The organism is Winogradskya consettensis (assembly GCF_018332715.1).
GTDB lineage: Bacteria > Actinomycetota > Actinomycetes > Mycobacteriales > Micromonosporaceae > Actinoplanes > Actinoplanes consettensis.
The window spans coordinates 13,134-36,615 of the sequence record NZ_BOQP01000003.1; the positions used below are offsets into that span (position 1 = coordinate 13,134).

19 protein-coding genes, 1 pseudogene and 1 riboswitch are annotated in these 23,482 nt (G+C 68.4%); of the genes and pseudogenes, 13 read left to right on the forward strand and 7 right to left on the reverse strand.

Going from position 1 to position 23,482, the window contains the following annotated elements; translation table 11 throughout:
* Positions 1-44: 44 nt before the first annotated feature.
* The 3 genes from Aco04nite_RS01870 (at position 45) to Aco04nite_RS01880 (ending at position 6,184) form a co-directional block, all read left to right on the forward strand.
* Positions 45-3,014 carry a discoidin domain-containing protein gene (locus Aco04nite_RS01870; protein WP_212995459.1) on the forward strand — a complete coding sequence of 990 codons (2,970 nt, stop codon included), beginning with the start codon at positions 45-47 and terminating at the stop codon, positions 3,012-3,014.
* Positions 3,015-3,148: 134 nt separating this feature from the next.
* On the forward strand, positions 3,149-4,720 hold the full coding sequence (locus Aco04nite_RS01875; RefSeq protein ID WP_438874889.1) for a methyl-accepting chemotaxis protein: 1,572 nt from the start codon (positions 3,149-3,151) through the stop codon (positions 4,718-4,720).
* 63 nt (positions 4,721-4,783) lie between these two features.
* Positions 4,784-6,184, forward strand: coding sequence for a phosphatidylinositol-specific phospholipase C domain-containing protein (locus Aco04nite_RS01880; RefSeq protein WP_212995461.1), 1,401 nt, complete (start codon positions 4,784-4,786; stop codon positions 6,182-6,184).
* A 78-nt stretch (positions 6,185-6,262) separates the two neighbouring features.
* Here Aco04nite_RS01880 and Aco04nite_RS01885 read toward each other — a convergent pair whose 3' ends face one another.
* On the reverse strand, positions 6,263-6,571 hold the full coding sequence (locus Aco04nite_RS01885; protein ID WP_212995462.1) for a putative quinol monooxygenase: 309 nt from the start codon (positions 6,569-6,571) through the stop codon (positions 6,263-6,265).
* Positions 6,572-6,705: 134 nt separating this feature from the next.
* Here Aco04nite_RS01885 and Aco04nite_RS01890 point away from each other — a divergent pair, with 134 nt between their 5' ends.
* The 3 genes from Aco04nite_RS01890 to Aco04nite_RS01900 all read left to right on the forward strand — a co-directional run bounded on the left by Aco04nite_RS01890 (position 6,706) and on the right by Aco04nite_RS01900 (position 9,091).
* Positions 6,706-7,407, forward strand: a complete 702-nt coding sequence (locus tag Aco04nite_RS01890; RefSeq protein ID WP_212995463.1) for a TetR/AcrR family transcriptional regulator C-terminal domain-containing protein — start codon at positions 6,706-6,708, stop codon at positions 7,405-7,407.
* Between the two features lie 65 nt (positions 7,408-7,472).
* The gene (locus tag Aco04nite_RS01895) at positions 7,473-7,874 is read left to right on the forward strand and encodes a YciI family protein (protein ID WP_244875682.1); all 402 of its coding nucleotides are present in this window, start codon (positions 7,473-7,475) and stop codon (positions 7,872-7,874) included.
* Entirely contained in the window at positions 7,874-9,091 is a 1,218-nt protein-coding gene (locus tag Aco04nite_RS01900) for an RNA polymerase sigma factor (RefSeq protein ID WP_212995464.1), read from the forward strand. Before Aco04nite_RS01895 ends, Aco04nite_RS01900 begins: the two co-directional genes overlap by 1 nt.
* On the opposite strand, the gene Aco04nite_RS01905 is transcribed toward Aco04nite_RS01900, so the two are convergent.
* Entirely contained in the window at positions 9,056-10,246 is a 1,191-nt protein-coding gene (locus tag Aco04nite_RS01905; protein WP_212995465.1) for an MFS transporter, read from the reverse strand. The genes Aco04nite_RS01900 and Aco04nite_RS01905 overlap by 36 nt on opposite strands.
* A gap of 57 nt (positions 10,247-10,303) precedes the next feature.
* On the opposite strand from Aco04nite_RS01905, the gene Aco04nite_RS01910 reads away from it, so the two are divergent.
* Entirely contained in the window at positions 10,304-11,254 is a 951-nt protein-coding gene (locus tag Aco04nite_RS01910) for an ArsR/SmtB family transcription factor (protein WP_212995466.1), read from the forward strand.
* A gap of 370 nt (positions 11,255-11,624) precedes the next feature.
* On the opposite strand, the pseudogene Aco04nite_RS50350 reads toward Aco04nite_RS01910, so the two are convergent.
* Positions 11,625-11,861 (reverse strand): annotated as a pseudogene (locus Aco04nite_RS50350) (DNA-processing protein DprA); the annotation flags it as partial.
* A gap of 114 nt (positions 11,862-11,975) precedes the next feature.
* On the reverse strand, positions 11,976-13,526 hold the full coding sequence (locus Aco04nite_RS01915) for a cation:proton antiporter (RefSeq protein WP_212995467.1): 1,551 nt from the start codon (positions 13,524-13,526) through the stop codon (positions 11,976-11,978).
* A 29-nt stretch (positions 13,527-13,555) separates the two neighbouring features.
* Positions 13,556-13,670, forward strand: a riboswitch (ZMP/ZTP riboswitch).
* A gap of 19 nt (positions 13,671-13,689) precedes the next feature.
* Here Aco04nite_RS01915 and Aco04nite_RS01920 point away from each other — a divergent pair.
* The 4 genes from Aco04nite_RS01920 to Aco04nite_RS01935 all read left to right on the forward strand — a co-directional run bounded on the left by Aco04nite_RS01920 (position 13,690) and on the right by Aco04nite_RS01935 (position 16,912).
* Complete coding sequence (locus Aco04nite_RS01920) at positions 13,690-15,114, forward strand: glycine hydroxymethyltransferase (protein ID WP_212995468.1); 1,425 nt, start codon at positions 13,690-13,692, stop codon at positions 15,112-15,114.
* A 254-nt stretch (positions 15,115-15,368) separates the two neighbouring features.
* On the forward strand, positions 15,369-15,638 hold the full coding sequence (locus tag Aco04nite_RS01925; RefSeq protein ID WP_212995469.1) for a hypothetical protein: 270 nt from the start codon (positions 15,369-15,371) through the stop codon (positions 15,636-15,638).
* Positions 15,639-15,647: 9 nt separating this feature from the next.
* On the forward strand, positions 15,648-16,259 hold the full coding sequence (locus tag Aco04nite_RS01930) for a DUF6879 family protein (protein ID WP_212995470.1): 612 nt from the start codon (positions 15,648-15,650) through the stop codon (positions 16,257-16,259).
* Positions 16,256-16,912, forward strand: coding sequence for a DUF6082 family protein (locus Aco04nite_RS01935; protein ID WP_212995471.1), 657 nt, complete (start codon positions 16,256-16,258; stop codon positions 16,910-16,912). Before Aco04nite_RS01930 ends, Aco04nite_RS01935 begins: the two co-directional genes overlap by 4 nt.
* A 95-nt stretch (positions 16,913-17,007) precedes the next feature.
* Here the strand turns inward: Aco04nite_RS01935 and Aco04nite_RS01940 are convergent, their stop codons facing one another.
* Complete coding sequence (locus Aco04nite_RS01940; protein ID WP_212995472.1) at positions 17,008-17,460, reverse strand: hypothetical protein; 453 nt, start codon at positions 17,458-17,460, stop codon at positions 17,008-17,010.
* A gap of 60 nt (positions 17,461-17,520) precedes the next feature.
* Positions 17,521-18,021, reverse strand: a complete 501-nt coding sequence (locus tag Aco04nite_RS01945; RefSeq protein ID WP_212995473.1) for a metallophosphoesterase family protein — start codon at positions 18,019-18,021, stop codon at positions 17,521-17,523.
* A 436-nt stretch (positions 18,022-18,457) separates the two neighbouring features.
* Here Aco04nite_RS01945 and Aco04nite_RS01950 point away from each other — a divergent pair, with 436 nt between their 5' ends.
* Together Aco04nite_RS01950 and Aco04nite_RS01955 are read left to right on the forward strand one after the other, a co-directional pair.
* Entirely contained in the window at positions 18,458-20,665 is a 2,208-nt protein-coding gene (locus Aco04nite_RS01950) for a discoidin domain-containing protein (protein ID WP_212995474.1), read from the forward strand.
* A 180-nt stretch (positions 20,666-20,845) separates the two neighbouring features.
* Complete coding sequence (locus tag Aco04nite_RS01955; protein ID WP_244875683.1) at positions 20,846-22,585, forward strand: pectate lyase-like domain-containing protein; 1,740 nt, start codon at positions 20,846-20,848, stop codon at positions 22,583-22,585.
* Here the strand turns inward: Aco04nite_RS01955 and Aco04nite_RS01960 are convergent.
* Positions 22,572-23,378, reverse strand: coding sequence for a LacI family DNA-binding transcriptional regulator (locus tag Aco04nite_RS01960; RefSeq protein WP_212995475.1), 807 nt, complete (start codon positions 23,376-23,378; stop codon positions 22,572-22,574). The two genes, Aco04nite_RS01955 and Aco04nite_RS01960, sit on opposite strands and share 14 nt — an antisense overlap.
* Between the last annotated feature and the right edge of the window lie 104 nt (positions 23,379-23,482).

Here is a 23,482-nt window from a genome sequence, read left to right on the forward strand (position 1 = left end):
TGTCTAGGCCATCCTGATCCGCCGGGGAGGTCCCCTTGTTGCCGATGTCCCGCCGCAGCGTCCTCACGCTGGCCGGTCTCACCGGCATGACCAGCGCCGTTGCGGCTCTGCCGGCCGGATCAGCGGGCGCCGCTGTCGCCGCGAAGGACCCGGTCGCCGATATCTACCGGCAACTGCTGCACGTGCACACCCAGTGGGTCGAGCAGCAGTGGGATACCTCGATCGGGGCATACCGGGCCGCCGACTTCCGGTTCACCGTCGTGCTCGGCAACGCCGTCCTGCTCGGCCTCGACGACTACGACGCGCGGTCGACCGGCGTCGACGCCGACACGTTGCGGGTCAGGACGGTCGCGACGATCCAGCGTTACGCGGCGACCAACCGGCTCGTCGGCGGCAGCGAGTGGGGCAAGCAGCTGTTCTGGGACTCGACGTTCGAGCTCTACTTCGTGCTCGCGGCCCGGCTGCTCTGGAAGGACCTCGACCCGGCCACCCGCGCCAACGTGCAGGCGATCGCCGAGGGCCAGGCCGCCTACGCGTACGCCCTGGGCACCCGTGACGACCCCCTCAGCGACGGTTGCAGCCCCAACGGCATCACCGGCGCGTGGAAGGGCGACACCAAGCTCGCCGACATGGGTGTCTACGCGCAGGCCCTCGCACCGGGTCTCGCCTGGGCCGGTGACAACGCCTCGGCGCCGGACTGGCGTGACCGTTTCCTGCTCTGGCGGGCCAACGCGAGCGGGCTGCCCGTCGCGGACCGCGCCAACCCGGCGGTGGTCGACGGGGAACGCATCGACCAGCTGCTGACCGCGCACAACCTGCACGACAGTTTCATCGTGGAGCACAACGGGTCCGCGGATCCGTACGCTCAGGCCGAGCTCTGGCGCACGGCCGGGCGGGCGGCCATTCACTTCATGGTGGCGAAGCAGCCGCTGCCCCAGGTGCTGCTCCACCAGCCCAACGGCGATGAGCTGTGGCGGACCCTGCGGCTGCTGGCCGGCGATGCCGGCGAGCCGGTCATGCCGATGGCCGCCGACCGCTATCACCTGTACGGCCGGGACGTGCTGCCGCTCGCCTATCTCGCCCAGGTCCAGGGCGACCGGGACGCCGCCCGCGCCGAGGCGGAGCTCGCCGAGCGGCTGCTGCACTACGTGCGTTACGAGCCGAAGTACCGGCTGACCAAGCTCAGCGACCAGGAGAAGTACGAGCCCGAGGCGCGCGCCGAGCTCGCCGTCGCGTACCTCTTCCATCGGTTGCGGGCCGCGCCGGTGCAGCCGGTCTCCGTGCAGCAGTTCTTCGCCAACGCCCGGGGCACCCGCGACTTCGGCGAGGACATCGGTCTCCTCGCGCACCAGAACCAGGCGGCGTTCGCGGGCGCTGTCACCAAGCCGGGCTTCGTGCGGTTCCTGTGGCAGCCGGGGCACGACAACTGGCTCGTCGACAGCCGGGACCCGGTGTTCCTGCCCGCGGACGTCATCGCGACGCAGCGCTGGACAAAGGCGTACCAGAAGAATCGTGACGGCACCCACGCGACCGCGACCGTGCTCGCCGTGGACGACGGTTACGCGGGCTTCACCACGCTGCCGACCGGCACGGTCGTCTACGCGAGCACCGGCCTGAGCGGCGAGGGCGGCCTGTCCCTGTTCAACCTGAGCGTGCCCGGCGTGCCGGGTCTCGACGGCTACCGCACCTTCACGTACGCGGGTGGCAAGGCCGAGCTGACCGACCAGATCGACGGCAGTGACATCACGTTCACCCCGCGGGTGGCCCGCTATGTCCGGATGCTCGGCCGCGAGCCCGCCACCGAGTACGGCTACTCGATCTGGACGCTGCGCGTGCTCGACGTGCGCGGCGCCGACCTGGCCCAGGGTGCGATGCCGATCGCGTCGTCGGAGGACGTCTGGTACCCGGCACGCAACGCCACCGACGGCAACCCGGAGACCCGCTGGGCCGTGAACCGCGAGGAGCGGGCCCGCGAGGACAGCTGGCTCGCCGTCGATCTCGGGTCGCCGGTGAAGGTCGCCGGGGTCCGGATCACGTGGGAGTCCGCGTACGGCAAGAAGTTCGTCATCCAGACCTCGACCGACGCCGTCACCTGGACCGACGCCGCGGTCCTGCCGGAGACGCGGACGGTGTCGCGCTGGGTGAACATCGACGGCCGCGCGGGGCTCGTCACGCACGGTGGTAAAGACAAGATCACGGTCTCCGCGACCGCGGTCAGCGCGCCGGCGCCGATCATCGAGGGCTATTCGGGCGGCGGCCGCGACCTCGCCCGGTCCGCGGCCCGCCCGATGCCGGCCGCCAAGGGGTTGTCGGTCAGCGACGCCGACGGCTTCCTGAGCATCTTCAACCTGACGCCACACCCGGCTGTCGACGTGACCGTGCGGCTCCCGTCCCGGCAATGGCTCTACGTCGGCACCCAGGTGGTGACCAAGAACGGACTCGAGTGGCCGGTGAGCCTCGACGCCGCCAGCGCCCGGGTCGAGCCGCCGCGGTTCCGGACCGAGGGCAACCCCCCGGCGGGGACGACGTTCGAGGTGGCCGATTCGCACCGGGTCACCGTTACGGCACCCCCGAAAACCCGCGCAGTGGTCACTCTGCGTTGTGGCAAATGGTCATCGACCGTACGCGTACCCGCCGGAAAATCACGCACCGTGACTGTCCCCGACGTGCCGATCACCCCCGTCGCCGATCTGTCCCGGGGCCGGACCACATTCCCCACCTCGCCCCTTCCCGCCGGGATGAATTCTCCGGAGAGCGCGGTCGACGGCGACCCGCGCACCTCCTGGCGTCCCGGCGAGAGCGGTCGCATGGTGGTCGACCTCGGCGCGGTCCACACCATCAGCGACGTGCGGGTGACCTGGTCGGAGCGAGGTGAGCAGCGCCCGCACCGGATCGACAGCTCCACGGACGGGCTCGAATACGGTCCCCTCGCAGCTCAGGCCCGGTATGTGGCGCTCGCGGTGGAGGGCTGGCAGGTCGGGGACGCCGAAGTGATCCACTTCGTGGTGCGCTGACCGTTCTTCGCGTTTTGCCTGAAGTCGTCGTGGTCTGACGCGATGATCAGAACGTGCCCAAGGCTCAGTCGAACAGTCGCGTTCAGGTAACCGTCACCCGGCCCGCAGGCGTGGGCTGGCTCGCCGACCGCAGTATGGCGGTGAAGAGCGCTATGCCGGCGATGGCGATGGGCGTGGTGGCGATCGTGGTCGGCGTCCTCGCCCTGTACCGGGTGAACGACCTGCGCGACGACCTGGCGATCATGAAAGCCGACCACGTCGACAGCCTCCAGCAGGTCGCCGAGATGCGTGGCGGAATCTCCGACATGTTCCGCGGCATGCTCATCTGGCAGCTCGGGGCGGACGCGGCCGCGAAGAAGGAGGGCCGCGACGACACGACCGCCGCCGACACGAAGGTCGACACGGCCGTCACCAAGTACCAGGCGATCGCCGCGGATTCGCCGACGCGGCTCCAGAGTCTGACCGATTTCACCAGTGCGATGAACACGTACCGGGTGCTGCGCAACGTGCTGCTCTTCGGTGAGACCGCCCCGTCCGGCTTCACGCTGCCGGCCGCGGACCAGCAGCTCCCGCAGCTCACCGCGTCCGAGGAGGCGGTCAACAAGTCCGTCGCCGACCTGCAGAAGTCCGAGGACACCGAGGCCGATGCCCTCGCCGCGAAGGCGGCCGGTGCGGCCAGTTCGTCCCGCTGGTTCATCATCGTCGCCCTGGTCGCGGGTGTGCTGCTCGCCGCCGCACTCACCGCGTTCGTGGTCACGGTCATCAGGCGGCAGCTCGCCACGGTGGCTGCGGCCCTCGGCGCGGTTGCCGACAGCGACCTCACCATCGCTGCCCAGGTCCGCTCGCGCGACGAGCTCGGCCGGATGGCGGTCGCCGTCAACCAGGCCCGCGAGGGTCTGCGCTCCACCGTTGCCCAGCTCACCGGTGGCGCCCGCGACCTCGGCACCAGCACCCAGCAGCTGACCGGCGTCACCGCCCGTATCGGCGAGAGCGCCCGCGAAGCGGCTGCCCAGGCCGGTCTGGTGGCCGGGGCGGCCGGCGACGTCTCGGGCTCGGTCCAGTCGGTGGCCGCGGGCAGCGACGAGATGGGTGCCTCGATCCGCGAGATCGCCCAGAACGCCAACGACGCTGCCCAGGTCGCCTCGAGCGCGGTGGGTGTCGCCCAGAGCACCAACGAGACGGTCGCGAAGCTCGGCACCTCGTCCGCCGAGATCGGCGACGTGGTCAAGGTGATCACCGCGATCGCCGAGCAGACCAACCTGCTCGCCCTCAACGCCACCATCGAGGCCGCCCGCGCGGGCGACGCCGGCAAGGGCTTCGCCGTGGTCGCCTCCGAGGTCAAGGATCTCGCCCAGGAGACCGCCCGGGCCACCGAGGACATCTCCCGCCGGGTCGAGACGATCCAGGCGGACACGTCCAGCGCGGTCGAGGCGATCGGCGAGATCTCCCAGATCATCCAGCGCATCAACGACTACCAGGTCACCATCGCCTCCGCGGTCGAGGAGCAGACCGCCACGACCGCCGAGATGAGCCGCAGCATCGGCGAGGCCGCCGGAGGTAGCTCCACCATCGCCGCCAACATCAACGGCGTCGCGCAATCGGCGGAGCTGACCAGCAGCACGCTGATCGAGGCCGATGACGCCGTCAGCCAGTTGAACCGGGTTGCGGGCGAGCTGCGTACGGTGGCGGAGCGTTTCCGGGTCTGACGTTCACTTCTCGTTCGATTCCGCTTATATCGATGTGCGGCGATAGCTCCTAGGGTCGACCGCATGACCGATCTCCGCCGGATGGGCGCGGCGCTCCTCAGCGCCGCGCTCATCGCCGTCCCGGCCGCCGCCAACGCCGCCCCGCTTGATGATCTGCCGTTCGCCTCCGCGATCTCGCGGGCGACGCACAACTCGTACTCGGGCAACATCGCCGGGACCCGCGGCTCGATCACGCACCAGCTGGACTCGGGCGTACGGTTCCTCGAATTCGACATCTGGAGCGGCGACTACGCCAGCGCCGGCGACTACCGCATCGGCCACAGCTCCGCGGGCGACCAGGTCGACCACACCGGCGGCAACCCGGCCGGCGACCACCTGCGCGACTGGCTGACCCTCGTGAACACGTGGTCGGCGGCGCACCCCACAGCGTCCCCGATCACCGTCCTGCTGGACCTCAAGGACGACCTGACCACCCGGACCACGGCGGCGACGGGCAACCTCGGCGCCCTGAACCAGCAGCTCGCGGACGTCTTCGGCACCCGCCTCATCCGCTCCCTGGACACCCCCGGCGCACTGCCCGCGATCGGCTCCCTGCGCGGCCGCGTCCTGACCGTGCTCTCCGGCAGCGCCGCCGCCCGTACGGGCTACAAACGCGACACCGGCAGCAACCCGGCAATCGCGATCAACGCCGCCGGCCGCGTCGTCGAAGTCCACGACAACGGCTCCGGCGTCCTCTGGTACTGGACCGGCACCTACGGCACGGACGGCAAACTGACCTGGCAACGCCACGGCCGATACGACACCGGCAAGAACCCCGCCGTCGCCCTCAACAACGACGGCACCCTCGTCGAGGTCCACCAGGCCCCGTCCGGCACCAACCTCTGGTCCCGCATCGGCCACCTGGACGCCGCCGGCGAGATCACCTGGTCCGCCTCCGCGAAGTACGACACCGGCGTCCTCCCCACGGTCGCCTTCACCGACCCGGCCGGCACCGCCTTCCGCGAGATCCACCAGAGCCAGAGCAACTCCCAGAACTGGGACTGGAAAGCCACGGCCGGCGCCGCCACCATCACCTGGGGAGCCCACGCCACCACCACGGACGCCCGCTTCCCCACCACCACGGCCGGCACAGCAGGCCGTACGGTCACGGTCTCGCCCGGCACCCTCACCGCGACCACCGACCGCGCGCCGGCAGCCGCCCGCATCCGCTACGCCCAACTGGCCTTCGTCGAATACCAATCCGGCGACACCACCGAACTCAAGGACGGCGCCCTCTTCTGGGCCGCCACCGCCTCGAACAAGGCTTTCATCATCTCGGCCCGCCAATCCGGCGCCACCGCCCGAGCCTGGGACTTCGACTCCGCCTCCCTCGCCACCGACCCCCTGGCCAACTTCCCGGCCACGAACTCCCCCGACGCCGACTGGTACAAAACCCTACTCACCCGCCCCGACACCGTCTCCTGACCGTCGGCACGACCCCCATGACGTGCGAGGACACAGCCCGCCGCGAAGCTACCGCGGCGGGCTGCCGGCATGCGGAGTTCAGGCGACCGGTGCGGCGGAGTACGGGTGAACGGCGACGCGCATCGGCGGCTCGGCCAGCAGTCCGATGATCTCATCGCGGAGTTCGTCCGCGAGGGGGCTGCCCTCGTAGCCGGCCTTGGCCTCCTCGGACTTGAACACCTCCATGTTCCACAGCACGTCCGGGTCGTCGTCCTCGCGGGCGATGATGAACCGGTCGGAGGATCCCGATTTCTGCATGCCAGCCGTGGCGAGCTCGAACAGCTTGTCGCCGAGTCCGGGCTTGGCGCGCATCTTGATGATGTAGGCCGGCTGGTCGTGAAGTGCCATGGCGGTCTCCTTCTCCCTTCTCCGAACACCGTTCGGAGTACGTGGATTAATGTACGTCTCGACAACACCTTTGCAAGCGGGGAGTGACATTGCCGACGGAACGCCAGAAAGGCTCATCTCGGCCACGTGAGCTCGTGTGGGCTCGCGCGGAGCGTGCCATTAAGGGGCCGGCCCCGTCGACAAGCCGGCGGCAGATAGCCGCAGCCGCTGTCGCCCTCGCTGATGCCGAGGGGCTCGAGGCGGTGTCGATGCGCAAGATGGCGACAGCGCTGGAGGTCGGGACGGCATCGCTGTACGGCTATGTCGGCAGCAAGGACGAGATCTACGATCTGATGGTCGACTGGGTCGAGGGCGAGGACGGCCCACCGCCACCACCGAGCGGTGACTGGCGCAGCGACCTCACCGCGCTGGCGCACCGCATCCGCGGGTCCATCCTGCGACATCCCTGGATGGCCGGCGTCGCAGCGGGACGGCCCAACTTCGGACCGAACTCCCTCGCCTGGGTCGAGTACGGCCTGACCGCCCTGGACGACCTGGAACTCACCATCGACGAGATGCTCGTCGCCAGCGAGATCCTGCAGGCCTTCGTCCGCGGCTTCGCCATCCGGGAGCTGGCGGAGCAGCAGGCCCTGCAACGGGCCGGCCTCGATGACCAGGAGTGGGGTCGCGTCCTCGGCCCCTACATGGACTCGATCGAGAAGAGCGGCCGATACCCGCGATTCATCCGCGTGGTGCGGGAGGCGCACGTCCCGCATGCCGCTGACCGGCAGGAAGTCATCTTCACCACCGGCCTCGACTACATCCTCGACAGCTTGTCCCCCCGCGCATCCCGGTGAGAATTTTCTTAGAAGCGCGCGTCGATCTGGGCCTGGGTCGTTCGACGTGTGGGGGCGAGGGCCGGGTGGCGGTTCTGCTGGACGAGGAGATGGCGATGTCGAAGTACATGCTGATCATGCGGGGGACCGATGAGTCGAACGCGGCAATGATGGCGAACATCGAGGAGTTGATGACGACTACCGGGCGGTTCATCGAGGATCTGGTCAAGGCCGGCGTTTATGTCGGGGCTGAGGGGCTTGATGATGCCCGTAAGGGTGTGGTGGTCGACTTCAGCGGCGAGGTGCCGGTGGTGACCGACGGGCCGTACGGGGAGACCAAGGAGCTGTTCGGGGGCTTCTTCCTGGTGGATGTCTCCTCGAAGGAGGAGGCCGTCGAGTGGGCGAAGCGGGTGCCGGTGGCGCGCGGGGCCAAGATCGAGGTTCGGCGGGTGCCGGGCGAGGATGAGGTTCCGGAGATCGGCGCCTGATGGGTGCGGCCGATGTCGAAGCTGTCTGGCGGATCGAGTCGGCGCGGATCGTTGCGGCGCTGACCCGGTTCACCGGGGATTTCGGGCTGGCGGAGGATGCGGCGCAGGAGGCGGTGGCCGAGGCGCTGGTGTCGTGGGCGGTCGAGGCTCCGGTGAATCCTGCGGGCTGGCTGATGGCCACGGCGCGGCGGCGGGCGATTGATGCGATCCGTCGCCGGGTCGCCCTGCAGGACCGGTATGCCCTGCTGGCGGCCTCGCCCGTGGAGGAAGACGAGGAAGTCGATCCCGACCGGATCGACGACGACGTGCTGGCGTTGATGTTCATCAGCTGTCATCCGGTGCTGTCGCCCGAGGCCCGGGTGGCGTTGACCCTGCGGGTGGTGGCCGGGTTGTCCAGTGAGGAGATCGCGCGGGCGTTCCTCGTATCTGTGCCGACCGTGCAGGCGCGGATCACCCGGGGGAAGAAGACGATCTCGGCGGCCGGGGTGCCGTTCGAGTTGCCGCCGGTCGGGGAGCGGCGGCAGCGGCTGGGCGGGGTGCTCAGCGTCATCTACGTGATCTTCACGGAGGGCTCGACGGCCACGTCGGGGGATCGGCTGGTGCGCCCCGAGGTCGCGTACGAGGCGATCCGGCTGGCCCGCACGCTGGCCGCGCTGCAGCCGGACGAGCCGGAGGTGCACGGGCTGCTTGCGCTGTGCGAGCTGACGGCCGCGCGCTTCCCGGCCCGGACAGCGCCTGACGGTTCGCCCATCCTGCTGGAGGATCAGGACCGGCGGCGGTGGGACATGTCGGCGATCCGCCGCGGGCTGGCCTCGCTCGCCAAGGCGTCACCTCGCGGGCTCGGGCCCTACGGTCTGCAGGCTGCGATCGCCGCGGTCCACGCGTCGGCATCGTCGGTCGAGGCAACCGACTGGGACCGGATCGTGGTGCTCTACGAGGCGCTCGGCCGGGTCGCGCCCTCGCCGGTGGTCGAGCTCAACCGGGCGGTCGCCGTGGCCATGGCCACGGGTCCGGCGCAAGCCCTGGCCATCGTGGACGAGCTGATCGCGACCGACCGGCTTCCCGGGTCGCATTTACTTCCGACGGTACGCGGTGAGCTGCTCACCCGTCTCGACCGGCGACCGGAAGCACGCGCCGAACTGGAGTTGGCCGCCCGCCTCTGCGGCAACGAGCGCGAGCGTTCAGTGCTGCTCCGCAAGGCTGCCGCGCTGGACTGAGCGATCCCGCAGCGGCCGCGTCAGCGCCACACTGACCAGCAACGACGCCGCCCCCATCGCGGCGATCGCGGCGCCGGCCGGCAGGTGCTGCGCCACTAGCCCGGCGAGGGTCGCGCCGACCGCCTGCATGGCCATGGTGCCGGAGCTCTGCAGACCCAGCGCCTGGCCCCTGATCTCCGGAGCGGTGATGGCGAGCAGCCGTTCCTGCAACAGCAGACCCGCCCCGTAGCCGGCCGAGGCGACCGCCGTCAGGAGCACCGCCACGGGCGCGTCGATGGGGAGCGCGAACAGCAGGTACGGCGCGGCGAGCACCAGTCGCATGGGAGTCACGAAGTGCGGGCGGAGCCGGGGCGGGATCAGGCGGCCGGCGGTCAGGTCGCCGACGAGCATGCCCAGCGCGGCGGCGATGAAAAGGGCGGCGGCGTGGCTTCGGGCGTACGGAACAAAGAGGGCTTCTGCCCCCACGACCAGGCCGTTCGGCACCCAGAGGGCCAGGAGGACGGTACGCCGTGCCGGGGCCGCCCAGAGCTGACGATTGACCTGCCAGGTCGCCCGGATCGAGGGGCGGCCGGTGGCACGGGGCGGCCGCCGGGTCAGGCCGAGCCTGGCGATGATCGCGCCGCTGAGGCAGAGCAGGCCGCCGATGACCAGGGCGATCCTGGGGGAGAGCAGCACGACGAGCAGGCCGCCGGCGGCGTACCCGATGATCTGCATTGTCCCGACCGAGATGTTGAACAGGGAACGGCCGAGCAGATAGCCCTCCGGAGGCAGGATCTCGCCGAGCAGACCCCAGCGGACACCGGCACCGACCGACGCGACCAGGCCGGTGCCGAAGATGATGGCGAACGCGGCGCCCAGCGGCATCCCCGGCAGGGCGAGAGCCAGGTTGCTCAGCCCGAAGGCCACACCGATCAGAGTGACCGCGGCCCGCGGAGGCACCCGGTCGGCGATCGAGAGCAGCATCGTCGCCCCGATCACCTGGGCGAACGACGACCCGAACATGCTCAGCGCCGAGAGCAGCGGCGAACCCGTCCGGTCGTAGACGAGCGTGCCGAGCGCGAGACTGCCCAACGTGCTCGCCGCGACCTGCAACGCGGAGTAGGTGAACAGCGGGGCGAACTCGGGGACACGGAACAACTCGCGGTAGGTACGCACGGCCTGAGTGTCGGCGGCGGCGTCCCCGGGCCGTAATGTTTCGCGGGGAGGCGAAACGTGGGGATCTGGCTGGTTGACTCGGACGTGCTCGCGCGGAGCCGGTTCGCGGTGTCAGCGCTCACCGAGACCGTGGGTGCGCTGCTGGTTCTACTGGGTGGACGGCCCGCGCCGGGGCAGTTCGCGGATGTCGCCGGCGCTCGGGCCGACTTTCGCAAGCTGATCGCCGCTGACCCGGTCGCCGCCGGGTTCGCACGCGCGGCGAAGGCGCCGGGCTGGATCGCTGACTTCCTGACCACGCCGTCGACGGGGGAGTTCGCTACGGAAGTGGGGCGCTTACGGCGTACCCCTCAAGAAGTTTTGCTTGCTGATCTTGCCTATTGCCTCGGCGGCGAGGAACCCGCCGAACTGCGCGTCCCCGACCTCGGCGACCGGATCGCCGACATCATGACCTGGATCTGGAACCGGACCGTACGCCCGGACTGGCCCCGCCGCGCCCGCATCCTCGAAGCCGACATCGTCGCCCGCACCCGGGCCCTCAGCACCGGCGGCTGGGCCGCAGCCCTCGACGGCCTGCGCCACGACCTGCGCTGGCTCGGCGAAGGCCGCCTCCAGATCAACGCCCACGCCTACCCACCCCGCGACCTCACCGGCGCCCACCTGCTCTTCATCCCGTCCACCACGGCCCAAGGCTGGGCCGGCTTCGGCCCCCCGCACCGCTACTCCCTCATCTACCCCTGCTCCGGCGTCCTCGTCCCCACCAACCCCAGACCCCCGGACGCCCTCTCCCGCCTCCTCGGCCCAGGCCGAGCCGCCATCCTCACCCACCTGACCACCCCGCTGAGTACCACCCATCTCGTCGCCGTCACCGGGCTGCCCCTCGGCGCAGTCGGCAACCACCTCCGCGTGCTGCTTGACGCCGGCCTCCTCCACCGCCGCCGATCCGGCCGCTCAGTCCTCTACTACCAAACCCCCACCGGCCAAGCGGTCGCCGCCGGCATCACCCAGTGAGCAGCGACTCTCATCGAACTCGGGTGCTTTGCGAAGGCGTTCATTGAACAACCTGCAGTGCTCATATCTGACACCGTCGGCGGAATATCGATCGTTTGCGGTGGCCAGCACGTGCGGCAACCGCACACCGCCGGCCAGGATCGTGTAGAGCTGATGCTGTCCCCGTCGCCCTCGCGTGGAGGGAACCGTGGCGATGTGGGTGAACGGGCCACCTAACGCGGCAGCGAAGCATCGGTGGTGGGTGCTCAGAAACGAGCTGCCGAGCGCGCGCAGATTGATCTGGGCATTCACGGCGACCCGGGCGGCTCGATGCGCGGCACGCCCGTGATCCAGCCGGCCATCTGAGCTCCGCGCTCGGTCGGCTTGCGGTTCCCACTACGGCAACGGCCCGCCGGTCGGGCGCCAGAGTCCCTTGGCTGAACAGCAATGGCGGCGCCTGATGAACGTCACGCAGCCTCGTGGGGTAGCTGACATCGAAGAGTGAGTGGACACCGATGCCGCCCGACACCCACCCGTCGACGAGAGCGGCAGCCTCCGTCAGAGCGCGGTCGAGTGCCGCCTTGTCGTGGAAGAGGGTGTCGCCAATGCCGAACTGCCGGTTCAGCACCTCGACCGCATGGCGTCGATGGTATGCCCGAGGTGGTGGGGGTGCATCGGGAGTCCGCTCACTGTTTTTCCTCCTCAAGCGGCCATAATCGCACAGGTGTACGACACTTTGGTGTCAGGTGAGGGTGTGGCGGGCGGCTTGGCGGAGGTCGATTTCGTTGATGAGGGATCTGGCGGTTTCTTCGTCGACGGTGCCTTCGGTGACTGCGTGGCTGAGGGCTGCTCGTTGTTTGTCGTAGTCGTCGTCGGCTGTGCCGGTGGCGGCTGCGTTGACGAGGTCATTGGCGTGCTGGCGCATGGCGGCGGATTGTTCGCGTTCTTCGCGTACGTCCAATCGAAGCCAATTCACCAGGAAGCGGATCGTGGTGCCCTGGATGAGGAGGGTTCCGAGGGTGACGATGAGGGCGATGGCCTGGATGGCGGATCTGCCGGGGAACTCGGCGCCGGATTCGGTGGTTTCCGGGATGCCGGCGGCGGCGGCCAGGGTGAGGATGCCGCGCATGCCGGTCCAGCTGACGACGAGGGTTTCGCGGGTGGTGGGGGCGCCCAGTGGGGTGTCACGGCGGGTGCGGCCGCGGGTGCGGCGGGTGCGGTGTTCCTCGACGCGGCGGGCGAATTCGGGGTCGCGGGCCAGGCGGCGTTTGTTGAGGAGGTCGTTGAGGCGCCAGCGGCCGAAGAGGGCGTAGACGCCGGCGATTCTGATGACGATTGCGGCCAGGAGGAGAACGGCGGCCGCTATGAGCGTACGGCTGAGGCCTGGATCCTCTGATTGCCGGAGGTCGTCGAGGACGAAGCGGAGTTGCAGGCCGATGTAGGCGAAGACGAACGTTTCCAGGAGGAAGTCGACGACCGGCCAGAACGCCTCTTCCTGCAGGCGGGTCCGGTAGGCACCCGGGTACTGGTGCCGCGGGTCCAGCGACGTGTTGATGCTGATCGAGAACGCCGCCATGACCACGGCGAGGATGCCCGATGCGTGGACCTGTTCGGCGAGCAGGAACGCCGTGAACGGGACCAGCAGGGCCAGGGTGGTTTCGAGGGTCGGGTTGCGCAGGATCCGGCGTACCCAGAGGGTTATCAGGGCCAGCCCCGCACCGATGGCGAGCCCGACCCCGGCGTTGTAGAAGAAGTCGCGGATGCCCGAGCCCCAGCTCGCGTGCACGCCGCTGACCGCGCCGATCGCGATCGTGAAGAGCGTCAGCGCCGTCGCGTCGTTGACCAGGCTCTCGCCGGTGAGGATGGTGGTGACCCGGCGGGGGAGGCCCAGCTCCTCGCCGTGCGAGACCGTGGTGATGGTGTCCGGCGGTGCCAGCACCGAGCCCAGGACGAATGCCGCGGCCAGGCCGATCGTGGGCAGCAGCCACGACGACAGGAACCCGAGCGCCGCCGCGGTTCCCAGCACCAGCAGCACACCGAGGTTGATGATCGCGCGCAGGTTCTGGCCGAACGCGGTGAACGACGCGCCCCGGGTCGCCGAGTAGAGCAGCGGCGGCACCACCAGAGCCAGCATCACCTCGCTCTCGAGCTCGAGCCGGGGCATGCCGGGCAGAAAACTCGCCGCTGCGGCCAACGTCACCACGATCAGGCCGGGCTGCAGATTGCGCCGGTGGGCGACCGCGGTGATGACGATGCCGGCCCCGACGATGAGCAAGATCTGTACGCCGTTCACGAGCGACAGGGTAATAGCCGGTATGCTGGCCCGTGGGCCGTGACTGGCGCGTTCGGATGGATGACCATCGGGGAGCGGCCTCACCCAAGTAGTGGGTGACTCACCCAAGTAGTGGGTGAACTGCCGTGCGCCTGGGCCTCTTCACCTGTGATAGGGAGGCCCCATGTCTGAGCTCAACGCCGAATCGACCGCATTCCGTGCAGCGCTGGACGTCGTCCGCGACGTAGACCCCCGCATCGCCGACGCGATCGCGAAGGAGCTGCACGACCAGCGCGAGTCCCTCAAACTGATCGCCTCCGAGAACTACGCGTCCCCCGCGGTGCTCCTCGCGATGGGCAACTGGCTCTCCGACAAGTACGCCGAGGGCACCATCGGCCGCCGTTTCTACGCCGGCTGCCAGAACGTCGACACCGTCGAGTCGATCGCCGTGGAGCACGCGAAGGCCCTGTTCGACGCGCCGTACGCGTACGTTCAGCCGCACTCCGGCATCGACGCCAACCTGGTCGCGTACTGGGCGATCCTGGCCGACCGGGTCGAGGTGCCGTACCTCAAGAAGTTCGAGAAGCGCCAGATCAACGACCTGACCGACGCCGAATGGGCCGAGCTGCGCGCCGCGTTCGGCAACCAGCGCATGCTGGGCATGAGCCTGGACGCCGGCGGCCACCTCACCCACGGCTTCCGCCCGAACATCTCCGGCAAGATGTTCGACCAGCGCTCCTACGGCGTCGACGCGTCGACCGGCCAGATCGACTACGCCGCCCTGCGCGAGACCGCCAAGGAGTTCAAGCCCGCGGTCATCGTCGGCGGCTACTCCGCGTACCCCCGCAAGGTGAACTTCGCCACGATGCGCGAGATCGCCGACGAGGTCGGCGCCACGTTCATGGTCGACATGGCCCACTTCGCCGGCCTGGTCGCGGGCAAGGTCTTCACGGGCGACTTCAACCCGATCCCCCACGCCCACATCGTGACCACCACCACGCACAAGAGCCTCCGTGGCCCCCGCGGCGGTGCGGTCTTCGCCCAGCCCGAGCTGGCCGACCAGGTCGACCGCGGCTGCCCCATGGTCCTCGGCGGCCCCCTCGCCCACGTCATGGCCGCCAAGGCAATCGCCTTCGCCGAAGCCCGCCGCCCCGAATTCGCCGGCTACGCCCAGCGCATCGTCGACAACAGCCAGGCCCTCGCCACCGGCCTCCTCAACCGCGGAGCCACCCTGGTCAGCGGCGGCACCGACAACCACCTCGTCCTCGTCGACGTCGACAAATACGGCCTCACCGGCCGCCAGGCCGAGCAGGCACTGTTGGACAGCGGCATCGTCACCAACCGCAACTCCATCCCCCAGGACCCCAACGGCGCCTGGTACACCTCCGGCATCCGAGTCGGCACCCCCGCCCTCACCTCCCGAGGCCTCGGCACCGCCGAAATGGACCAGATCGCAGACCTCATGCACACGGTCCTGTCCAGCACCAAGCCCGGCGCCTCCAAGGCCAAATTCGACCTCGACCCGGCCATCGCCGACCGAGTCAGCAAGCAGGCCAACGAAATGCTCGGCGCCTTCCCCCTCTACCCCAGCGTCGATCTCGGAATCTGAAGCTCTAAAGGCATTAAAAGCTGAAGATGTCGTAGGTCCGTGCGGGGTACGGACCGCAACTCCCGTCGAGGCCGGGCCCGGAGATCCAAGGAGCTGTCGCTCCAAAACGGATCCCCGGGCCCTTCCTTCTGCGTGCGCGCAAGACCAACTCCCCGCCCACTCCGATATCGCCCCTATCTGGAAATCCGACGGGCGGGAAACCGCCGGGACGCGATTACACTGAGTGCTGAATCCTATGCGGATCGGAGATCTCGATGTCACGACCGTGGGAAGCCGACCCGAGCGCCCGATTGGTCCGACGCCTGGGTAAGTCGGCATTGGAACTGGGGGCGACCAGCGCGGGGCCCACCTGTCCTGATGTCTGGGAGCTGGAGAACGGCGACATAGCAGTGATCGGGCGTGAGCACACCGCCGACTACATGGGACGTCTGCCCGATGGAGTGGCGATCGGCTCGGATGAGCGCCTCGTAATAATTCCCCGCAGCATGTTGATCGCGGCTAAGCCTGACATCCCCGACGCCTAGACTGCGTCCATGTCGCCGCTACTCGACGCTGTTGTCACAGAATATCTTCCGCTCGAGGAATACATCGCCGACTTCACGGTGGTCTCGGCTGATCTTGCCGGAGACATCTGGAAGTCCGAACGAGCGCAGCACTTTCGGGAACCCGGCAACAAGAGCTGGGAAGCATTCGTCGCAGGCCGGTGGGACGAAGCACTGGAGATCGCAGAAGCCGATCTTCCGAAGCTGGAGGCCTACTTTGCGGACCTTGCCCAGAGGAGGTCCCGCTTCTTTCGGGTGCGAGCGGTCGAGTCCCCGGTCAGCGAATACCTACGCTGGGAGCTGCACGTCCTTCGCGTCAGAGCCCAAGCCGGCGAACGAATAAGAATCGCCGATCCCGCCGTCACCGATCTCACCGAGGCGAAGTACGGCACCGTTCCCGAGCTTTTGATTCTGGGCGATGCGGCCGGTTATGTAGTCGACTATGGCGGCGATGGCGCGCCCCGCGGGGCGGCAAAGTTTGCTCAGCCCGCGGCGATCGCTCGATGCCGTGCAGCTCTCCAGGACATGTATGACAGCAGTGAAGAGTTCGAAGAGTTCTTTACCCGGGAGGTTGCTCCCACCAGCGAGTACGGCGACCGGTGAACCGCCCGGGCGCGATCGTCGGACGGTCATTGCGGGCCGCCATGCTGCGCTCCGCAACGCTGGTGCTGATCGTGCTCGCCCTCGGCGGTGTAGCCGTGTCCCTGCACATGCAAAGACGCGAATCCAAGGCGGCTCGAGAGCAGTCGATCCGTGGGCTGCACACCGAACTGTTGCGCATGGCGCTCGACGACGAGACTTTCCTCGAGTGCTGGGGACCTATCGGGGACTCGGTCGACGTTGCCTGGTACCGGCAGCACATCTATCTCAACCTGATCGTGTCCCACTGGCAGATGATGTGGGAGATCGGTGCGCTCACCGAGGCGCATCTGCGGCTGACCGCAGCGGGACTGTTCGGCGGGCCGCTCGGGCGCCGTTACTGGGGTGAGGCACGTGATGCCCGGCGGACCGTTGAACAGGGGCGCCGTGCCCAGCACTTCTATTCCGTCGTGGACGACGAATACCAGGCAGCCTGCCGTCGATTGGAACAAGAGATTGCTGTCAGCCATGCCGAGGTCTCCAAGCCCGTGAATCGGACGGCCCGCGCCTCGGTGCATCCACGATCGTCGGTCCTGCAGAACGCGACGTGGATCGGAGTGGGCGCGGCCGCGGGCGTCATGGTGTCCCGGGTTCTCGGACGAAGATCTGTGCGTTAGATCCTCCTCAGGATTCGGCCGGCCCAGCAGGCCGGAGCCGGTCATCGGGTCGAGCTAATCGAACCCCCCAGAACGTCCATCCCGGACTGACTGCCTCAGTCCGGCACATAGGCGGTGCGGACCGGGACTACCTGGGCCTGCAGATCGAGCAATTCCCTGTTGCCGAGCGGCCGTGCCAGATTTAGCGTGGCAGTGCGGGTTGTGCCTTGCATGGTGCAAACCCCGCCGGAGGAATTGCGCTGCTCCAGAACGATCACCACGACAACCGCGGCCGATTCCACAGCTTCACCCGCATAGTCGGCGCCACACGGCGTGCTCGCCGTCTCCCGCGCGCCGGTGAAAGTGACCGAGATCCGTGTCGTCGCCGGATCCGCCGTCGCCGACAGGAGGGCCGCACCGGTGATCGCGATCGGGGATGGCTGGCCAGGATAGGTCGCCAGAATTGACTTCGCCGCCTCGCGTTGCGCCGACCAGGTCTCGGCCGGGGAGAGCGCTCGGTCACCGATGCTCTCGTCCTCGGACCCGCAGCCGGACGTCAACGCCGTCACTGCCAGAACGGCACACCACGCTTGCCCTGCGAAGAGGGTTGTCCTTGTCGTCACGCCGATCTAACGAGCCGGCAGATTGTGGAGTTCGACGTCGAGGAGGGCGCCTGACTCGATCGTTGCGGTCATGTAGGTGCAGAAGGGCTGGCGGCGGCGGTCGGTGGGGCTGCCGGGGTTGAGGAGGCGGAGTCCTCGTGGGGTTTTGGTGTCCCAGGGGATGTGGGAGTGGCCGAAGATCAGGACGTCGATGTCCGGGAAGAGGGCGTCGCAGCGGGCGGGGCGGCCCTTCGCATCGCCGGTCTCATGGATGACGGCCAGGCGGACGCCGTCGAGTTCTGCGCGGGCGATTTCTGGGAGGCGGGCGCGTAGTTCAGGGCCGTCGTTGTTGCCGTAGCAGGCGATCAAGCGCCGCGACCGGGCCTCGAAAGCGTCCAATGTCGCCACGTCCACCCAGTCGCCGGCGTGGATGACCACGTCCGCTGCGTCGATGGCTGACCAGAGTGCTGCCGGGAGGTCGCGCGCTCGCTTGGGGAGGTGGGTGTCGGTGGTGAGGGTCAGGCGCATGCTGCCACTGTAGGACGGGGGTGCCCTAAAAGTCAGAAATGACCGTCCTGCTTGGAGCTGTGGATTCCGGCGCCAGGTTCCGGAACCGGAAATGCGTTATCAGGGCTTGCTCAGCGCCTCGCGATGTGCCGTGCCAGAGTCGGCGAAAAGCTTTGTTTCAGCAGCTCAGCAACGGTATGAGGTGGTGCCGGGAGCTCCCGCGACGCATCGAGATCAAGTTATGGATTAACCAGGTCGTCCCGGAGCGGCGGAACCGGTTCCGTGGGCTGCGCGTAACAGCGTGGCCGAACCTTTGACACATCGGCGTAACGAACTTAGCGTCCACAGGAACCGGGTGAGCGCTCTCCGATGATCGTTTCCCCAAGGGCGAGAGCTCCCGGCCCCCGCTCGGCCGGATGCGTCCCCGCGCGTCCGTAACTCCGTAAAAGGAGAAGTCATGACCGTCCCCACCACCATCCCCCGACCTCGCCGGCGGTGGCGCCTCGGCGCTGCCGGCGGCCTGGTTGTCGCGGTGGTCGCCGCATTCGGCGCTATGACCACACTGAGTGCGCACGCCGCTGAGACCCTGTTGTCCCAAGGGAAGCCCACCACCGCGTCGTCGTTCGAGAACGAGGGTGCGTTCCCCGCGGCCGCTGCGACCGACGGCAATACAGGTACGCGCTGGGCGTCCGCATTCGTCGACCCGAGCTGGCTGCAGGTCGACCTCGGTACGAGCTCGGCGATCAACCGCGTCGAGCTGAACTGGGAGGCCGCGTACGCGACGTCCTTCAAGATCCAGACCTCGGCGAACGGCAGCACCTGGTCCGACGCCACCGCGGCGATCTCGGGGCAGGCCGGTGTCCAGAGTGTCACCGTGAACGCGACCGCCCGCTACGTGCGCATGTACGGCACCTCGCGCGCCACGGCGTACGGTTACTCGCTCTGGGAATTCAAGGTTTTCGGTGGCACCGCGACCGATCCGACCACGCCGCCGCCCACCGGGCCGACCGTGCCCCCAGGTGGCAGCCTCGGCGCGAACGTGATCGTCTTCGACCCGTCGCAGTCGGCGGCGTCGATTCAGAGCCAGGCTGACACGATCTTCCGTCAGCAGGAGTCGAACCAGTTCGGCACGCAGCGCTACGTGCTGGCGTTCAAGCCGGGCACCTACAACGGCCTGAACATCCAGGTCGGCTTCTACACCTCGGTGCTGGGCCTTGGGCAGAACCCGCAGGACACCCGGATCAACGGTGACATCACCGTGGACGCGGGCTGGTTCCAGGGCAATGCGACGCAGAACTTCTGGCGCTCGGTTGAGAACCTGTCGCTCTACCCGGTTTCCGGGGCGGACCGGTGGGCCGTCTCGCAGGCCGCTCCGTTCCGGCGGATGGACATCCACGGCGACCTCAACCTCGCCCCCGCCGGGTACGGCTGGGCGTCTGGCGGCTACATCGCCGACTCGCGGATCAGCGGTTCCGAGCAGCAGTACTCGCAGCAGCAGTGGTTCACCCGTAACAGCACGATCGGTTCGTCGCTGAACGCGGTGTGGAACCAGACGTTCGTCGGTGTGCAGGGCGCTCCGGCAACCAGCTTCCCGAACCCGCCGTACACCACGATCGGCACCGCGCCGGTCATCCGGGAGAAGCCGTACCTGTTCCAGGCCGGCGGCGCCTACCAGGTGTTCGTGCCGAACCTGCAGACCAACGCCTCCGGGGTCACCTGGGCGAACGGCAACACGCCGGGCACCGCGCTGCCGCTGACGCAGTTCTACGTCGCCAAGCCCGGTGACAGTGCCGCGACGATCAACCAGGCGCTGGCGCAGGGTCTCAACCTGCTCTTCCAGCCGGGTGTCTACCACGTCAACCAGACGATCAACGTGACCCGGGCGAACACCGTCGTGCTCGGCCTCGGCTACGCGACGATCATCCCGGACGGCGGCGTCACGCCGATGCAGGTGGCCGATGTGGACGGCGTGAAGATCGCCGGTCTGCTCTTCGACGCCGGCACCACCAACTCGGCGAACCTGCTGGTCATCGGCCCGAACGGGAGCAGCGCGAACCACGGCGCCAACCCGACGACCGTGCAGGACGTGTTCTTCCGGATCGGCGGCTCGATCGCCGGTAAGGCCACGAACAGCCTGCTGGTGAACAGCAACAACACGATCATCGACCACATCTGGGCGTGGCGCGCCGACCACGGCAACGCCGGCACGTACGGCTGGACGATCAACACCGCCGACAGTGGCCTGATCGTGAACGGTCAGAACGTCACCGCGTACGGCCTGTTCGTCGAGCACTACCAGAAGTACGAGGTGCAGTGGAACGGTAACGGCGGCCGCACGTACTTCCTGCAGAACGAGCAGCCGTACGACCCGCCGAACAACGCCACCTGGCGCTCGGGTGCCAACGGCTACGCCGCGTACAAGGTCGCCGACTCGGTGACCAGCCACGAGGCGTGGGCGATGGGCAGCTACTGCTACTTCAACGTGAACCCGGCGGTGCACTCGGACCGCGGCTTCGAGGTTCCGGTGAACAGCGGCGTGAAGCTGCACAACGTGTTCACGGTGTCCCTGGGTGGCCAGGGCGTCATCGATCACGTCGTCAACAACACCGGCGGCCCTGCTCAGGGCACCGACACCGTTCCCGTGAACGTGGTCAACTTCCCCTGACGGAACCGATAACAGAAATACCGGGCTGCCCCGCGGACGGAAGTCTGCGGGGCAGTTTTCTATGCACTTTGGCGACAAAACGACCGGTCACGAAGGAGAGCGTCCTAGCGTCGGACGTGGCCGCGGTGACGTTTCCCCGAACGCCCCGTGGCAAATCCCCCATCGCTAGGAGCAAACGCTGTGAAGAAGAAGCGCTTAGGCGCACTCGGAGCCGTGGTCGCCACAGTGGTCGGCGGCTACGCCGCGGTCACCGTGCTGCATGCGGACGCGGCCGAGCAGGACGTACAGGCCGGCGGCGATCTCGGCTCGAACGTGATCGTCTTCGACCCGTCGATGGCCGCCACGGACATCCAGGCGAAGGCCGACGAGATCTTCAAGAAGCAGGAATCGAACCAGTTCGGTACGGACCGCTACGTGCTCGCCTTCGAGCCGGGCACGTACAACGGCCTGAACATCCAGGTCGGGTTCTACACGTCGGTGCTCGGTCTCGGGCAGAACCCCGATGACGTCCAGATCAACGGCGACCTCACGGTTGACGCGGGCTGGTTCGACGGCAACGCCACCCAGAACTTCTGGCGGTCGGCGGAGAACCTGTCGATCACCCCGGTGTCGGGCGCGGACCGCTGGGCGGTGGCGCAGGCCGCGCCGTTCCGCCGCATGGATGTGCACGGAGACCTCAACCTCGCACCCGACGGGTACGGCTGGGCGTCCGGCGGCTACATCGCCGACTCGCGGATCAGCGGGGCCCAGCAGCCGTACTCGCAGCAGCAGTGGTTCACCCGCAACAGTGAGATCAAGTCGAACGAGAACGGCGTCTGGAACATGACGTTCTCGGGGGTGAAGGGCGCGCCGGCGCAGAGCTTCCCGAACCCGCCGTACACCGTGCTGCCGACCTCGCCGGTCACCCGCGAGAAGCCCTACCTCTACGACGGCGGCGTTTTCGTCCCCGACCTGGCGCACGACTCGTCCGGCGTGAGCTGGGCCAACGGCAACACGCCGGGTAAGAGCCTGCCGCTGAGCGAGTTCTACGTGGCGAAGCCGGGCGACTCGGCGGCCACCATCAACGCCGCGCTGGAGCAGGGCCTGAACCTGCTGCTCACCCCGGGCGTCTACCACGTCGACGACACGATCAAGGTGACGCGGCCGGACACGGTGGTGCTCGGCATCGGCTACGCCACGATCATCCCCGACGGCGGCGTGACTCCGATGCAGGTCTCCGACGTGGACGGCGTGAAGATCGCCGGCGTGCTGTTCGACGCGGGCACCACGAACTCCGAGAACCTGCTCGTCATCGGCGAGGACGGCGCCTCGGCCGACCACGCCGCCGACCCGGTTTCCGTGCAGGACGTGTTCTTCCGGATCGGTGGCGCCGGGCCGGGCAAGGCGACGAACAGCCTGCTGGTGAACAGCGACGACACGATCATCGACCACATCTGGGCGTGGCGTGCCGACCACGGCGCCGGCGCGGGCTGGACCGAGAACCCCGCCGACTCGGGCCTCATCGTGAACGGCGACGACGTCACCGGGTACGGGCTCTTCGTCGAGCACTACCAGAAGGACAACGTCGTGTGGAACGGCGAGAACGGCCGCACGATCTTCCTGCAGAACGAGATGCCGTACGACCCGCCGAGCCAGGACGCCTGGCGCGCCGACGCCAAGGGATACGCGGCGTACAAGGTCGCGGACACCGTCAAGAACCACGAGGCGTGGGGCCTGGGCAGCTACTGCAACTTCACCGCCGACGAGAGCATCCACGCGGAGCACGGCTTCGAGGTGCCGGTGACCGACGGCGTCAAGCTGCACGATCTGCTGACCGTGTCGCTCGGCGGCAAGGGCACGATCGACCATGTAGTCAACCAGACCGGCGGCGCCGCACAGGGTGCCGAGACCGTGCCGGTGAACGTGGTCAGCTTCCCGTAGCAGGCCGGATCTCCCCGGAACCGCGGGCGATCAGCGTTGTAGGGATGCTGATCGTCCGCGCTCCGGGCGTACCCCCATCGATCTGCTCGAAGAGTGCCCCCGCAGCGGCCCGGCCTGTCGCGCCAGGATCCTGAGTCACCACGGTGACCGCGGGTTCGAGCAGGTCAGCCGCCGGAAAGTCACCGAGCCCGACCAGCGCCACCCGGTCCCGCAGCCCACGCTCGCGCAGCGCCCGGACCACCTCGATCGTGACCGGCGTGCTCCCGGCGAGAATCGCGGTGGGCGGATCCGGCAGCGCGAACACCGCGTGAACCTCCTGCTCCACGAACGCAATTCGCCGGTGCCCGTGGTTCCTCAGATGGCGCATCCCCTGATCGATCCCGGCCTCACGGTCGATGACGACGCTCGGCAGGTCCACCACCGCCGAAGCCATCAGGATCACCCCGTCCACGTGCCGCCGGGCGAACGCCTCCACCAGGTCCTGCGCCCGCTGCGGGTCGTCGTCGGTGCTGCCACCGAGCACGTGTACGCCACGAGCGCGGGCCTCGTCCTCAACAGCGCGATGCACAGCCGCGGAGAACGGTCCGGCCAGGTCGGTGAGCAGGACCCCGATCATCCGGGTACGCCGATCGTTGCGCCGCAGCATGCTGGCACCGAGATTCGGCCGGTATCCCAGCGCGGCGACAGCCGCCCGCACCCGCGCGGCGAGCCCCGGGTCCACCGTGGTCTCGCCGTTCACCACCCGGGACACGGTTTTCAGGCTCACGCCCGCGTTCCGGGCGACATCGTTCATGGTGGGCCGCCCCACGACAGACCTCCAAATGATCACTGTACGCAATCTGCTGTCAACTTATTGTTGACAGTCGATGCATGGCGACGTCTACTGCAAGACAACGT